Source organism: Comamonas composti DSM 21721 (assembly GCF_000429845.1).
Classification (GTDB): Bacteria; Pseudomonadota; Gammaproteobacteria; order Burkholderiales; family Burkholderiaceae_C; genus Comamonas; species Comamonas composti.
The window spans coordinates 75,484-89,969 of record NZ_KE386974.1 but is presented as its reverse complement, the minus strand read 5'-3'; the positions used below and the strand labels follow the sequence as shown (position 1 = coordinate 89,969).

General features: G+C 58.7%; 15 protein-coding genes. 10 read left to right on the top strand and 5 right to left on the bottom strand.

Going from position 1 to position 14,486, the window contains the following annotated elements:
* A partial coding sequence (locus tag G486_RS23210) for an integrase core domain-containing protein (protein WP_027017240.1) occupies positions 1-309 on the top strand: 309 nt, incomplete at its 5' end.
* A gap of 160 nt (positions 310-469) precedes the next feature.
* On the opposite strand, the gene G486_RS0120660 is transcribed toward G486_RS23210, so the two are convergent.
* The 4 genes from G486_RS0120660 to G486_RS0120645 all read right to left on the bottom strand — a co-directional run bounded on the left by G486_RS0120660 (position 470) and on the right by G486_RS0120645 (position 5,805).
* Positions 470-1,810, bottom strand: coding sequence for a sigma-54-dependent transcriptional regulator (locus tag G486_RS0120660; protein ID WP_027017239.1), 1,341 nt, complete (start codon positions 1,808-1,810; stop codon positions 470-472).
* A complete protein-coding gene (locus G486_RS0120655) occupies positions 1,807-3,681 on the bottom strand; it encodes a sensor histidine kinase (RefSeq protein ID WP_027017238.1) in 1,875 nt (624 codons plus the stop codon). The genes G486_RS0120660 and G486_RS0120655 overlap by 4 nt, the downstream gene beginning before the upstream one ends.
* A 96-nt stretch (positions 3,682-3,777) precedes the next feature.
* Positions 3,778-5,061, bottom strand: a complete 1,284-nt coding sequence (locus tag G486_RS0120650) for a dicarboxylate/amino acid:cation symporter (protein ID WP_027017237.1) — start codon at positions 5,059-5,061, stop codon at positions 3,778-3,780.
* Between the two features lie 303 nt (positions 5,062-5,364).
* Complete coding sequence (locus G486_RS0120645; RefSeq protein WP_027017236.1) at positions 5,365-5,805, bottom strand: acyl-CoA thioesterase; 441 nt, start codon at positions 5,803-5,805, stop codon at positions 5,365-5,367.
* A gap of 226 nt (positions 5,806-6,031) precedes the next feature.
* On the opposite strand from G486_RS0120645, the gene G486_RS0120640 reads away from it, so the two are divergent.
* From G486_RS0120640 to G486_RS22980, 9 genes are all read left to right on the top strand, one after another.
* Complete coding sequence (locus G486_RS0120640; RefSeq protein ID WP_027017235.1) at positions 6,032-7,732, top strand: electron transfer flavoprotein-ubiquinone oxidoreductase; 1,701 nt, start codon at positions 6,032-6,034, stop codon at positions 7,730-7,732.
* A 395-nt stretch (positions 7,733-8,127) separates the two neighbouring features.
* Positions 8,128-9,096, top strand: coding sequence for an ABC transporter substrate-binding protein (locus tag G486_RS0120635; protein WP_027017234.1), 969 nt, complete (start codon positions 8,128-8,130; stop codon positions 9,094-9,096).
* Positions 9,097-9,201: 105 nt separating this feature from the next.
* Positions 9,202-10,086, top strand: coding sequence for an ABC transporter permease (locus tag G486_RS0120630; RefSeq protein WP_027017233.1), 885 nt, complete (start codon positions 9,202-9,204; stop codon positions 10,084-10,086).
* A 17-nt stretch (positions 10,087-10,103) separates the two neighbouring features.
* Positions 10,104-10,898, top strand: a complete 795-nt coding sequence (locus tag G486_RS0120625; protein WP_027017232.1) for an ABC transporter ATP-binding protein — start codon at positions 10,104-10,106, stop codon at positions 10,896-10,898.
* 306 nt (positions 10,899-11,204) lie between these two features.
* A complete protein-coding gene (locus tag G486_RS24745) occupies positions 11,205-11,336 on the top strand; it encodes a hypothetical protein (protein WP_281171924.1) in 132 nt (43 codons plus the stop codon).
* 129 nt (positions 11,337-11,465) lie between these two features.
* Positions 11,466-11,651 (top strand): hypothetical protein, encoded by a 186-nt coding sequence (locus G486_RS24195; RefSeq protein WP_156920115.1) that lies wholly within the window; start codon positions 11,466-11,468, stop codon positions 11,649-11,651.
* 160 nt (positions 11,652-11,811) lie between these two features.
* Complete coding sequence (hemP, locus tag G486_RS0120610) at positions 11,812-12,030, top strand: hemin uptake protein HemP (RefSeq protein WP_027017231.1); 219 nt, start codon at positions 11,812-11,814, stop codon at positions 12,028-12,030.
* A 223-nt stretch (positions 12,031-12,253) separates the two neighbouring features.
* Positions 12,254-12,946, top strand: a complete 693-nt coding sequence (locus G486_RS0120605; protein WP_027017230.1) for a Bax inhibitor-1/YccA family protein — start codon at positions 12,254-12,256, stop codon at positions 12,944-12,946.
* A gap of 132 nt (positions 12,947-13,078) precedes the next feature.
* Positions 13,079-13,432, top strand: a complete 354-nt coding sequence (locus tag G486_RS22980) for a hypothetical protein (RefSeq protein ID WP_034388637.1) — start codon at positions 13,079-13,081, stop codon at positions 13,430-13,432.
* 150 nt (positions 13,433-13,582) lie between these two features.
* Here the strand turns inward: G486_RS22980 and phbB are convergent, their stop codons facing one another.
* On the bottom strand, positions 13,583-14,320 hold the full coding sequence (phbB, locus tag G486_RS0120595; RefSeq protein ID WP_027017229.1) for an acetoacetyl-CoA reductase: 738 nt from the start codon (positions 14,318-14,320) through the stop codon (positions 13,583-13,585).
* Between the last annotated feature and the right edge of the window lie 166 nt (positions 14,321-14,486).

Below are 14,486 nucleotides of genomic sequence, written 5' to 3'. Positions count from 1 at the left end.
CACAGTGATAGAGGCAGCCAGTATTGCAGTTATGAATTCCAGAGGGCTCTGCACAAGTGGGAGATGCGCTCATCCATGAGCCGCAAGGGCAACTGCTGGGATAACTCGCCCACAGAAAGCTTGTGGGGCCGACTGAAAACGGCCTGTGTGCATGGGCAGAAGTTTGCGACCCGAGAGCAGGCCAGGAAGGCGGTGATGGACTGGATGGCCTTCTACAATCACCGCAGGCTGCATTCGGCGCTGGGCTATCTCAGTCCTATGCAGTACGAGCAACGCTGGTACGAGGCACAGCGTAAAAAGGCCGCGTAGATCATGGGCTAAGAGCTACACAAAACAGGGGCAAGATCATGCGCCGAACACTGCGCAATTCGGGCTCTATCAGGGCAAACTGTTCGCGAGTGATATCGCTGGCGTATTTCTGTCGTTCCACCCCTGAATTGTCGGGGAGAAAAAGATCGTAAACACGCTCTTATAAATACCGGTCATCCAAGCCATATTTGCGGATCTTGTCGTGCAACGTGGTCTTGGCCACAGACAAGGCCTGGGCAGCGCGTGTCAGGCTGCCTCCCTGACGACGCAGGGCTTCGGCAATCAATCCGCGCTCAAAAGCCTCGACAGCCGCCGCCAGAGGCTGCTGACCTGCTGGCTCGGGCGTACCGAATGGCGGCAGGCCGCGCTCCAGGCCCAGCACCGCGCGCTCGGCCACATTGCGCAGCTCGCGCACATTGCCAGGCCAGTCATAAGCCAGCAGTTGCTGGATCCTGGCCGCGTCCAGCTCAGGCACGGGCTTTTGATGGCGCGCAGCAGCCTGCAAAGCGAAATACTCGAACAGCAGAGCAATATCCTCACGTCGCTCGCGCAATGCCGGCAGGGCCAGATTGGCCACGCTCAGGCGGTAGTAGAGGTCGGCACGAAAGCGCCCCTGCTGACTCAGCTCCAGCAAATCGACCTTGGTCGCCGCAATCACCCGGCAGTCCAGAGGAATCAAGATGTTGGAGCCCAGGCGCTCGACCACACGCTCCTGGAGCACGCGCAGCAGCTTGATCTGCATGGTCATGGGCATGCTCTCGATTTCATCGAGGAACAGCGTGCCCCCGCTTGCATGCTCGAATTTTCCTATGCGCTTCTTGCCCGCGCCCGTATAGGCACCGGCTTCGCTGCCGAACATTTCGCTGTCGAACAAGGTGTCCGGCAGGCCGCCACAGTTGATGGCCACAAAATTGCCACGACTGCGCGCACTGGCTTCATGCAAGCAGCGTGCCACCAACTCCTTGCCGGTTCCGGTCTCGCCATGGATGAGCACGTCGGCCGCGCTGTCGGCCAGACCCATGAGCGTGCGCCGCAATTGCTGCATATTGGCCGCACGACCGATGAGCTTGTTCTCCAGGCTGTCGCGCTGCTCGAGCTGGCGGCGCAGCTCACGGACCTCAAGCACCAGTCGCCTGCGCTCCAGCGCCCGACGCACAGCGCCTATCAGGGTCTCCGGCGCAAAAGGTTTCTGTATGAAGTCCTGGGCACCGTCCTTCATGGCCTGCACAGCCATGGAGACATCGCCATGGCCCGTGATCAGCACCACAGGCAACTCGGCATCCATGGCCACGAGTTCGCGCAAAAAGGCCATGCCATCCATTTTTGGCAGGCGCACATCGCTGACCACAATGCCGGCGAAGTCCCGCGACAGACGCCGCTTTGCCAGCTCGGCACTGCCGACGCTTTCGCAGTCAATGCCTTCAAGCTGCAGCGCCTGCTCGCAGCCCAGCACGATATCGGCGTCGTCTTCGACGAGCAAAACCTTCAAGGCAAATTTCATGAAATCCCGCAAGTAGATGCCAAGGTCAGTCTCAAGGTGAAAACCGCTCCGCCCTGAGGGTGGTTGCGGCCGGTGAGCGTGCCCGCGCACTCGCGCACGATGCTCGCCGACAGGGCCAGGCCCAGGCCGAGCCCCCGCCCCTCCTCCTTGGTCGTGAAGAATGGCTGAAACAAATGATTCAGCGCCTCAGGCGCCAGGCCCGGGCCATGATCGCGCACGCTGAGCTCGACCATGCCATCGGTCACACCGCAGGCCAGCTCCAGCACCGGGTGCTCCACATCCTGCATGGCATCGAGAGCATTGCTGACCAGATTCACCAGCACCTGCTCTATGCGGTTGCGGTCGCACCAGGCCACAGGCTCCACGGCATCGACCTGGCGCACAACCCGGACCTGGCGCCTGGCGATTCTGAGCTCGAGCAAGCTCAGCACATTGTCCATGGCACGCACCAGAGACACAGCCTCGAGCGAGCCACTGGACTTGCGTGCAAAGTTGCGCAACTGCCCCGTGATGCGCCCCATGCGCTCGGCCACGTCGCCCATGCGCTGCAGGTTGAGATAGGTGGTAGCCGTATCCCCCCGCTCCAGAAAGCGCTGGCTGTTGCCTGCCAGGGTGCGCAACGCCGTCAGCGGCTGGTTGAGCTCATGCGCCACCCCGGTCGCCAACTGGCCTATAGCCGCCAGCTTGCCAGCCTGGACGAGCTCATCCTGGGCGGCACGCAAAGTCGCCTCGGCACGCCTGCGCTCCACGATCTCGTCCTGCAAGGCCTGGTTGCTGGCAGAAAGATCCGCCGTGCGCTGCTGCACCTTGACCTCCAGTTCGTCATGGGCTTTTTGCAATGCGGCGCGTGCACTCAGCTGCTCGCGCAGACGTCTTCGGCGCTCATCCAGCATCAGGGCCAGCACCAGCAAAAAACCTATGCCCGCCCCCACCGCCACTGCCCGGCTCTGAGCCAGTTGGTGCACCTGGGCCAGAGACGACATCACGGTCAGGGTCCAGGGCGTCCCCGCCAGAGCCTGGGACTGAGCCAGGTAACGGCCACCGGCGCCTTCCGCCAGGACCTGGCCCTCGGCCTTGATACGCGCCACATGCGCCCCCGGGCCCAGACTCCGCAAGAACTCCACGCCCAGCGGCCTCAAGGCACGGCGGTTGTACTGCTGGGTGCGCTCCAGCATGGCCCGTCTTGCTTGGTCCAGCGGCCTCAGAGTTGCAAACTTCCAGCCAGCCTCGGTGGAGAGGATGACGACCCCGTTCTCGTCCGCCACGATGACCGGCGCCTCGGCATTGAACCAGGACTGCTCCAGCTGATCCAGGCTGAGCTTGACCACCACCACGCCCAGGCGTTGGGCCCCCTGGCCCAAGGCCGATGCCAGGTAATAACCAGGCTCGCCGCGCGTGGTGCCTATGCCAAAGAAGCGCCCGCTGCCCGAGCTCATAGCATCGCGAAAATAGGGGCGAAAGCTCAGATCCTCGCCCATATAGCTGTCGGGCGCGCTCCAATTGCTTGCAGCCCGCACAAGGCCGTTGCCATCAAGCACATAGATCACCAAGGTCTGGGCTCTTCGATTGAGCTGCTGCAGATAGGCGTTGACCCTGGGAATGAGGTCGGGGTCGGGCTGCTGGCCGGCAGCCCCGCGCACCAGGGCCCGTACATCGCCCTGCAGCTCCAGCACCTGGGGTAGAAAAGCGTATTTGTCGATCTCGCGCTGCAGGTTGGCGTCGTACTGCTCAAGGCGGCTGAGCCCTGTGGCCTGCAGCTCCTGGGTTCCCAGATGCAGGCTCAGCAGGTACGCAAGCCCCCCGCCCAGCCCGCTCAGGCCAAGCCAGAGCAAAAACAGCAGCGGCTTGCGCAAGCTAAGGGATACGGCCATGGTCAAAGGGCAAATATTAGCAGCCCCCTTTCGAGCAAGCTCCCTGAAGGCGGACTCAAACCCTGGCCTCCATGGGAATGCCCAAGCTGAAGACGCCTATACGGCTTCGGCCTGGGCAGCAGCGTCCAGGACCGGCTGATCGGACGAGACAGGCTCAGCCTCGCCCTCCCACTTGGCGACCACGGCCGTGGCAATGGCATTGCCCAGAACGTTCGTCAGCGTACGCCCCATGTCCAGGAAGTGGTCTATGCCCAGAATCAGCAAGATGCCGGCTTCGGGCAAACCGAACATGGGCAGCACGGCGGCCACCACGACCAGGGAGGCGCGCGGCACGCCTGCAATCCCCTTGCTGGAAACCATGAGCACCAGCAGCATCGTGACCTGTGCCGTGAGCGTCATGTCGATGCCATAGGCCTGGGCAATGAAGATGGCCAGGAAGGTGGTATAGACCATGGATCCATCGAGATTGAAAGAGTACCCCAGAGGCAGCACAAAGCCCACGATGCGCGGCGGCACGCCGAATTTCTCAAGCTGCTCCATGAGCTTGGGATAGGTAGATTCGCTGCTGGCCGTGGAGAAGCCAACAAGCAAGGAGCCGCGGATCATGGCCAGCAAGTCAAACACCTTGCGCCCCAGCACCACATAGCCGGCCAGCACCAGCAGCAGCCACATCGTGGCCAGCGCCAGATAAAAGCACAGCATGAATTTGCCAAACACCAGGAGCACGCCCAGACCGTGCAATGCAATCGTGCTGGCAACCGCGCCAAAAACACCGACGGGAGCAAAGCGCATCACATAGTCAGTGACCTTGAGCATGACATGCACGACCTCATCCAGAGTCCCGACCAGGGAGCGAGCCGACTGGTTGTGCAACTGCCCCAGAGCAATGCCGAAGAACAGCGCAAAGACCAGGATTTGCAGCACCTCATTGGTTGCCATGGCCTCAAAGAAGTTCTTGGGGAAGACATGGGTGATGAAGTCCTTGAAGTTCAACGCCGAAGTCTTTAGGTGCAAATCCGCCGCCGAGGTGGGCAACTCCACGCCCAGCCCATGGCCTGGCTGCAGCACATTCGCATAGACCAGACCTATGAGCAGCGAGCAGAACGAGGCCGCCACAAACCAGCCCAGCGCCCTGGCACCTATGCGGCCCACAGCCTTGGCATCGCCCATATTGGCAAGCCCCGTCACCAAAGTGGCAAACACCAGGGGCGCAATGATCATCTTGATCATGCGCAGAAAAATATCGGTCAATATGCCGAAATATTCGGCTATCTCCTTGGCCTTCTCAGGACTGGAGGCGTATTCGTGGCAGGCATAGCCCACCAGTACGCCCAGGACCATGGCAACCACGACCATTGTGGTCAAGCGATTGAATTTCATGCGGGTACTCGCTGTATGCGTTGAGGTCTTGCAGTGAGTCGACCCAGAGACGCAAACACCGCCTCGGCTCTTTTTTTCTGCATACGCAACCACGCTTGCGTGGTCTGCCCGATACATCGCACAGACCATGCCAACCCGCTGCCACGCCATAAACAGTTGATTTGCTTATGGCTCGCATACTTTTCCGCATAGAAGCATTCGGGATTCCGAACAAATGCCTTCAACACACCACCGGAAATCCGAACCGATGGCAATGCAAGAACCGGTCTGCGCCATCAATGCGATGGCATCAGGCGCCATCTCTCAGAGCGTGTTCACGCTCTCGGCAGTCACCAGTTCACTGATCCATGAAGGCAAGGACACCGCCTTTTGTTGCGGAAAGTCCACCCAGATCACAGTTCCGCCTCCTGCCGCGCAGATCACACCGGGTTCGGACAAGCGCTCCATCGTGGCCCAGGTCTCGAATGTGGTTCGACCAGGGTCACTCACATACATCTTGAGCAGCACCTGATCAGGAAACACGAGCTGCTGATAGAAATTGCAGAACGCATTGGCGACCACCGGTCCCTGCCCTTCTGGTGATGGCTTGATGCCTGCAGCAGTCATCCACTCTATGCGAGCCGTTTCCATATAGCGGAAATACATGGTGTTATTCACATGGCCCATGGCATCCATCTCACCCCAGCGTACGGGGAAATTCAGCTCATACACCCATTTCTTGTTGCCCGGAATCTCTATACGCATGCTTTTTAAGTCTCCTTCCTGATTTGCTTTGTCGCTGCCTGCAGGCCCGTCAAAGGCCATGTTCAAACAATGTGAACCCGGTTTTGATATTGCGCAGTCAACTAGATGCCATCCAGCCCCCTGGTGCACCGAATAGAATCGCCCACATTGCGCCATCCCGGGCCCTGCTACGTTCGGAGAGGCACACCCAGTTTTCAATTTGACGATTCCCAAGCGAGACACCCCGATGACAAACCAAGAGATTCTGGCCCAGTACGGCCCACGCGAAGCCATGGAATACGACGTGGTGGTGATTGGTGCAGGCCCGGGCGGCCTGGCCACGGCCATACGCCTCAAGCAACTAGCTGCAGAAAAAGGCCAGGATGTTTCCGTGGTGGTGCTGGAGAAGGGGTCGGAGCCAGGCGCTCACACCCTGTCCGGTGCGATCATGGATCCGATTGCCCTCAACGAGCTGATTCCCGACTGGAAGGAAAAGGGAGCGCCGCTCAACCAGCCCGTGACCGACGATGCCATGGTTTTCCTGGGCGAGAAGTCCTCTCTGCGCACCCCCAACTTTCTGCTGCCCAAATGCTTTCAGAACCATGGCAACTACATTGTTCGCCTCGGCTATGTGACCAAGTGGCTGGGCGAACAGGCCGAAGCCCTGGGCGTGGAAATTTTCCCCGGGTTTGCTGCGGCTGAAGTGCTCTACAACGATGACGGCTCGGTCAAGGGCGTGGCCACAGGCAATATGGGCGTTGACAAGGATGGAGAGCCTACGGGCGAATTTCAGCTCGGCATGGAGTTGCATGCCAAATACACCATCTTCGCAGAAGGCTCACGCGGCCACCTGGGCAAGCAAATCATTGCCAAATATCGTCTGGATGAAGGCAAGGACCCCCAAACCTACGGTCTGGGCATCAAGGAACTGTGGGAGATCGACCCCGCCCGCCACAAGCCCGGCTTTGTGATGCACACGGCCGGCTGGCCCATGGACAACAAGACCTATGGCGGCGCCTTCCTCTATCACCTGGAAGACAATCTGGTCACCCTGGGCTTTATCACGGGTCTGGATTACAGCAACCCGTATCTGAGTCCTTTTGAGGAGATGCAGCGCTGGAAGACCCACCCGAACATCCGCTACTACCTCGAAGGCGATGAGTCCCAGGGCATCAAGCCTGCCAAGCGCCTGTCCTATGGTGCGCGCGCCATCACCGCTGGCGGCCTGATGTCCTTGCCCAAATTCGTCTTCCCGGGTGGCGCGCTCGTGGGCTGCGATGCAGGCTTTCTCAACGTCAGCCGCATCAAGGGCAGCCATGCTGCTATCAAGACCGGCATGCTCGCGGCCGAAGCCGCCTATGAGGCCATCGTCGCAGGACGCCAGGGCGATGAGCTGAGCAGCTATGTCACGGCCTTTGAAGCCAGCTGGCTGCATGAGGAGCTCAACAAGTCGCGCAACTTCAAGGCCTGGTTCAAGAAGGGCCTGACCACGGCGACCATCATGAACGGCATCGAGCAGTTCGTTCTCAAGGGCAACATTCCCTGGACCCTGCACCGCGACAAACCCGATCACGCCTATCTCAAGCCAGCCTCGGAATGCAAGCCGATCGACTACCCCAAGCCCGATGGCAAGCTGACCTTCGACCGCCTCTCCAGCGTATTCATCAGCAACACCAACCATGCTGAGAATCAGCCAGCTCACCTGACACTCAAGGATGCATCCGTACCCGTGAGCGTGAACCTGGCCAAGTTCGCGGGACCGGAAAGCCGCTACTGCCCGGCTGGAGTCTACGAATTTGTGGACAACGAAAATCAGGGTGGAAAGCGCTTGCAGATCAATGCGCAAAACTGCGTGCATTGCAAGACCTGCGATATCAAAGACCCCACGCAGAACATCGTCTGGGTCACGCCCGAAGGCGGCGGCGGCCCCAATTACGCGGGCATGTAAATGCAAAAACCCAAAGGCCTGCATTAGCAGGCTTTTTTGTACAAGCCGGATAACAAAGATCAAATTGTCCGGCTTGTCTTTGCATGCACCTTCTCCTCATAAGCCAGCAAAAGAACCGCCCCACGCAGGAAAAATGTGAAAAACGCCTAAAAACATGCCTCACACAATGCAAAATTGCACCTCAAAACAATAAACCAACGCAGCATCCAACCCATCCTAGGGCATTCCCTGCAGATTTCATGCCTATTTCTGGTTACAAACCCATAGGTGAAAGCAGTCATGCCCAAACCCAAAAGTACGGCAGATGGCTGCAGTAGACTTTGCCGCAAGGCGTGGCGACTCTCCTGCGCTGCCTTGAGCCAAGCAAACAGGAACAAACACAAGCGGAGATACACATGAAACAGTTGTCTTGGGCACCCCTGGGCACTCTGGCCCTGGCCATTTCGGCAATGAGCAGTGCCTATGCAGCGGACACCAAGTCGGTGGCCGTGACTGCCATTGTTGAACATCCTGCCCTGGATGCAGTGCGCGACGGCGTCAAGGATGCACTCAAGGCCGCAGGCTTCGAGGATGGCAAGAACCTCAAATGGCAGTACCAGAGCGCTCAGGGCAATACAGGTACGGCGGCCCAGATTGCACGCAAATTCGTGGGTGACAAGCCCGATGCCATCGTCGCCATTGCCACGCCTTCGGCTCAGGCCGTGATTGCCTCGACCAAGAACGTGCCCGTGGTGTTCTCTGCCGTGACCGACCCTGTGGTCGCCAAGCTTGTGCCCAACTGGGAGCCCTCCAAGAACAATGTGACAGGCGTATCCGACCTGCTGGCACTGGACAAGCAGATGGACCTGGTCAAACAGGTCGTTCCCAACGCCAAGCGCATAGGCATGGTCTATAACCCTGGTGAAGCGAACTCTGCCGTGGTCGTCAAGGAGCTGCAGGCCCTTCTGCCCAAGATGGGCTGGAATTTGGTCACTGCAGCCGCCCCGCGCTCGGTGGACGTGAGCAGTGCGGCACGTTCGCTGGTTGGCAAAGTGGACGTCATCTACACCAATACCGACAACAACGTGGTCTCGGCCTATGAAGCGCTGGTCAAGGTCGGCCAGGACGCAAAGATTCCCCTGGTTGCCTCGGACACGGACTCCGTCAAGCGTGGCGCCGTAGCCGCCTATGGCATCAACTACCGCGACCTCGGGGAGCAAACCGGTCGCATGGTCGTGCGCATTCTCAAAGGCGAAAAGCCTGGCGACATCAAGCCTGAGGTCAGCACCAAGATGGAGTTGTTCGTGAACCCCGGGGCTGCGCAAAAGCAGGGCATCCAGCTCTCCGAAGAGCTGATCAAGTCAGCCGCCCAGGTCGTCAAATAACAGGGCCATGCAGCGCGGTTGCATGACAGCTGCGCACATACGATCGCAGGTGCCTCGCACCTGCTCTTTTTTTCCCAGCTTGCCCGCGCGCTTTGCGCCTTGTGTATGTCTCTTTTTTCTCTGCTCGGTGCCATTGAGATCGGCTTGATCTTCAGCCTTGTGGCTCTGGGTGTTTTTATTTCTTTTCGGTTGCTGCGCTTTCCCGACCTCACCGTGGACGGCAGCTTCCCTCTTGGCGGTGCAGTCTGTGCCATCATGATTGCAGCCGGTCACAACGCCTGGCTGGCAACCCTGGCCGGCACGGCCGCAGGTGCCGCAGCCGGCTTTGTCACGGGCTGGCTCAACGTCCGTCTCAAGATCATGGACCTGCTGGCCTCGATTCTGATGATGATCGGCCTGTACTCGGTCAATCTGCGCGTCATGGGCGGACCCAACGTTCCGCTGATCAACGACCCCACGCTGTTCACCATGCTGCAGCCCGAGAACGTGGCCGACTATGTGATGCGCCCCGTCATCCTTTTGGGTTTTGTGATCGTGGCCAAGCTGGCGCTGGACTGGTTCTTCGCCACCGAGCGCGGCCTGGCCATACGAGCCACAGGCTCCAATGCACGCATGGCACGCGCCCAGGGCGTGAACACCGGAGCCATGATCTTGCTGGGTATGGCCGTCTCCAACGGTCTAGTGGGCCTGGCGGGCGCACTATTCGTGCAGACCCAGGGCGGCTCGGACATCTCCATGGGCATAGGCACAATCGTGATCGGCCTGGCCGCTGTCATCGTCGGCGAATCCATTCTGCCCTCACGCAAGATCGTCTGGGCCACGCTGGCCGTGGTGATAGGCGCCATTGTTTACCGCTTTTTCATTGCCGCAGCCCTGAACATTGACGCCATAGGCCTCAAGGCCCAGGACCTGAACCTGGTCACAGCAGTCCTGGTGACCATCGCCTTGGTGATTCCGCAGCTCAAGAAAAAACTCGCCAAGCGCAAATAAGAACTGCGGAGAACACCATGCTCAATGCACAAAAACTGGAACTGACCTTCAACCCTGGCACGCCCATAGAAACACGCGCGCTGCGCGGTCTCTCCCTGGCCATACCCGACGGCCAGTTCGTGACCGTGATCGGCTCCAACGGCGCTGGAAAATCCACCTTTCTGAACTGCGTCTCGGGCGATCAGAGCGTCGATAAAGGCCAGATAGAAATCGCGGGCCAGGACATGACCCGACTGCCCGTCTGGTCGCGCGCCAGGCAGGTGGCCCGGGTCTTCCAGGACCCCATGGCAGGCACCTGCGAAGATCTGTCTATCGAAGAAAACATGGCCCTGGCCCATGAACGCGGCAACTTTCGCAGTCTGTCCAAGGCAGTCAAGGCAAGCAACCGTGAACTTTATCGTGAACGCCTGGCCACTCTTGGCCTGGGCCTGGAGAATCGGCTGACCGACCGCATTGGCCTGCTGTCCGGCGGACAGCGTCAGGCAGTCAGTCTTCTCATGGCCGCGCTGCAGCCTTCGCGTATCTTGCTGCTGGACGAACACACGGCAGCACTCGACCCGCGCACTGCCGACTTTGTGCTGCAACTCACGGCGCGCATCGTGGCCGAAGCCGGACTCACTACCATGATGGTCACGCACAGCATGCGCCAAGCCCTGGATGTGGGCGAACGCACGGTCATGCTCCACCAGGGCCAGGTGGTTCTTGATGTCAGCGGCACCGAGCGTGCCAGCATGGACGTTCCCGACCTGCTGCACATGTTCGAGAAGGTGCGTGGAGAAAAGCTGGCCGATGATGCCTTGCTGCTGAGCTGAATACACAAACAGCAGCTCCAACCCTCATCAACGCCACGGCCTCAACGTCGTGGCGTTTTGCTTTGTGCGTCCGGGTGTGCTCAGTCTCCCTCGCTCACATGCCGAAAACACTTTCAGGAGGTCTCGCCGGACATGGTTCAGAAAGCACGCACTTGAAAGAGTGCGCTGGAACGATTACAAAATACTGTATAAAATAACAGTATCAAGAAAACAAGCCATCCAAGCCTTTTCTTTAATTCCAGGCAAAACACCTTCAAGCGCAGATCCAGAAAGCGTATGCAGCTATCAAGACAGGAGTAGACATCCATGAAAACTTGCCTCATCACCATCGGACCCTTGCGCTATGTGGGATTGTTCCGCTCCAGCACCATGGCCGTGCTTGACGCCATGTACCGCTACCCCGAGGCCAGGGCCATCAGTGTCCGTGTCATGCCATGAGCGTGAAGAGAGATTCCGCCCATCCTCACCCTGCTCTTGCCTATATTGTCTGGCTGCTTGTGACGGGGTCCTCACTTCTTTTTGCCAGGGCCTGGCTACCAGCCATTGCCCTGTAAGCAACCCACGGTCATGCCTTCCGCGCCGCCGCCCTCTCGACCACCAGCCATGCCCAGCCAGGGAGGTCTTTTGGGCAAGGGCTTTGTCTATCGCAGGGCTGAAAAGACCGATGTCCGTCTGACCTGGGCTCTGGCCAGGAACGCCCTACAGGCTCCTGCCAAGAAAGCGATTGCAGAGCCCAGCCTGCCCCATGAATGAGGAGCACCTGGGATGACTGAGGCCTATACCTGCACACGGGTTCAATGGCCTTGCATAGCTTATTCCCCTTCAAAAAATGTAATGAAAAGCAGGTATTCTTTCTTTTTTAATTGAGAATTGTTATCATTAGCAAGCTCTCAAACTTAAAGGAACTTCCTGCATGCCTGCCACATTCGCAGCTACTTCGCAGCTGTCCGGAAACTCCGACAAGCACTCTGCCTTCATGTCCAACTCCGGATTGCCTGCCTCATCCCAGGGCGGCACAGGCCTGGACAGCAGCCTTTTGCTCAATGGTCAAAAAGCCGTCACCATTGTTCATAACGGCACCCTGTACCGGCTGCAAGCCACCAAGCTAGGCAAGCTGATTCTGACCAAGTAGTCTTGGGCGTCGACTGCGCCATCTGCCCGAGCCCGTGATTGACCGGCTCAAACGAATTCCCTACTGACTGGGGATTCGTTTTTTCAGCCCAGCAGGAGTCAGTGCATGCTGGAAACCTTTTGTCCAAACCATGGTTTTGTCTCGGGGTATTGTCATTCTTGGCGCAGGCCACCACCTAGAATGCAAGCGTCTTTGTAACAACTCCCTCCCGGAGAACAAACCTATGGATGATCAAGTCACCACAATAGAGTCGGCAGGCTACGGTATCTCGCAACAAGAGCGCAACCGTGTCCTTCGCAATACCTACTGGCTGCTGGCACTGAGCCTGGTGCCTACGGTTCTCGGTGCTTGGCTGGGCGTGGCAACAGGTATTACGCGCTCGCTGTCTGGCGGTCTGGGGCTGATCGTCTTCCTGGGCGGGGCCTTTGGCTTCATGTTCGCCATAGAAAAGACCAAGAACTCTGCTGCCGGTGTTCCCGTGTTGCTGGGCTTTACCTTCTTCATGGGCCTCATGCTGTCGCGCATGATTGCCATGGTGCTGGGTTTCCAGAATGGCTCAGAGCTCGTCATGACAGCTTTTGCCGGCACAGCTGGCGTGTTCTTCGTCATGGCTTCGCTGGCCACGGTGATCAAGCGCGACCTCTCGGGGATGGGCAAATTTCTCTTCGTCGGCGTGCTGGTGTTGTTCGTGGGCTCCATCATCAACGTGTTCGTAGGCTCGACGGCGGGCATGATGGCCATTTCAGTCGCAGCCATCGGCATCTTCAGTGCCTACATGCTCTACGACATCAAACAGATCATTGATGGGGGCGAAACCAACTACATCAGCGCCACACTGGCCTTGTATCTGGACCTCTACAACGTGTTCCAGAGCCTGCTGGCACTGCTGGGAATCTTTGGCGGCGAGCGCGACTAAGAGCGCCCTGCCCAGTCTCTCCAAGGCCTTCTCATGAAGGCCTTTTTTCACTCATGGCTCTTGCCGTGTCCAGGCGGAAGACTCAACTTGATCAAGCCATGGCCGATAAGCCATGAAATGATCAAGGCAACAATGAGCACCTATCTCAAGCCCCCGCCCTACCGTCTTGGCTGCACTCTGCTGCTGAGCAGCCTGCTCGTAGGCTGCAATGTCGACATTCCTGGACTTGGTCCAGATCCGCGCACCGTCGCCAGACAGGCCGAGGCCAAGGCTGTAGGTGGCGCCTGTCGCCATGCAATGCGCGGACTCGAGGACTGCTATGTACTCAACCCAAAGTCTTCCAAAGCCTTGATCTTTGCCGGCTGGAAGGACATGGATGAATACATGCGCAGCAACAAAGTCGAGGGCGTACCTTCCGTTCTAGGCCAAAACGAGCAGCCGCGCGGTGAAAAGCAGGACACCGATGAGTCCAGCAACCGCAGCTGAACGCCTGTTGTGAGGCGCCTCTCGAAACCTGTCCGCCTCAGACCTTACTTGGCCGAGCACTCCTCAAGCATACGTCTGCCGCCTATGCCCTAACTGCTGAACCAATGACAAAGGGGCCGCAGCCCCTTTGTTGGTTTACTTCAGGCCCACTCAGTGCATGTGCAAGCCGCCATTGACGGAGAAGTCAGCCCCCGTGGAGTAACCGCCCTCTTCCGAGGCTAGCCAGGCAATGATGGAAGCAATTTCGCTGGGCTCACCCAGGCGCTTGACGGGAATCGTGCCTACGATCTTCTCCAGCACCTCGGGTCGTATGGCCTTGACCATGTCGGTGCCGATGTAGCCAGGGCTGACCGTGTTCACCGTCACGCCCTTGGTGGCAAGTTCCTGGGCCAAAGCCATGGTAAAGCCATGCATACCTGCCTTGGCAGCCGAATAGTTGGTCTGCCCTGCCTGCCCCTTGGCTCCATTCACCGAGCTGATGTTGATGATCCGGCCCCAGCCCTTTTCCACCATGTCGCCCACGACCTGCTTGGTCACGTTGAACATGGAATTGAGGTTGGTCTCGATCACCGCTTGCCAGTCATCGGGCGTCATCTTCACAAACATGCGGTCGCGCGTGATGCCTGCATTATTGACCAGCACGTCGATGACGCCGTATTCGGCCTTGGCCTTGGAAAAGGCCTCTACGGTGGACTCCCAATTGCCCACATTGCCCACCGAAGCATGAAACCCATAGCCCAAGGCCTTTTGTTCATCAAGCCACTTACGGTAGTCGCGCGAAGGACCGCAACCCGCAATGACCTTGAAACCCTCCTTATGCAGGCGCTGGCAAATGGCAGTACCAATGCCGCCCATGCCTCCTGTGACGTACGCTACTTTCTGCCCCATCTGTCTCTCCTATAGATCGATTTCTGTCTCACGATCACACTCTCCACAATGCCCGGTCCACTCAACCAGGCATTGCCTCAGGGCCATGGCTCTCACGGCCACCCGACCACACCAACAGTATGCAATGCGCTGTATTCAACCCAGTCCATTCAGACCTCTGCTAGCG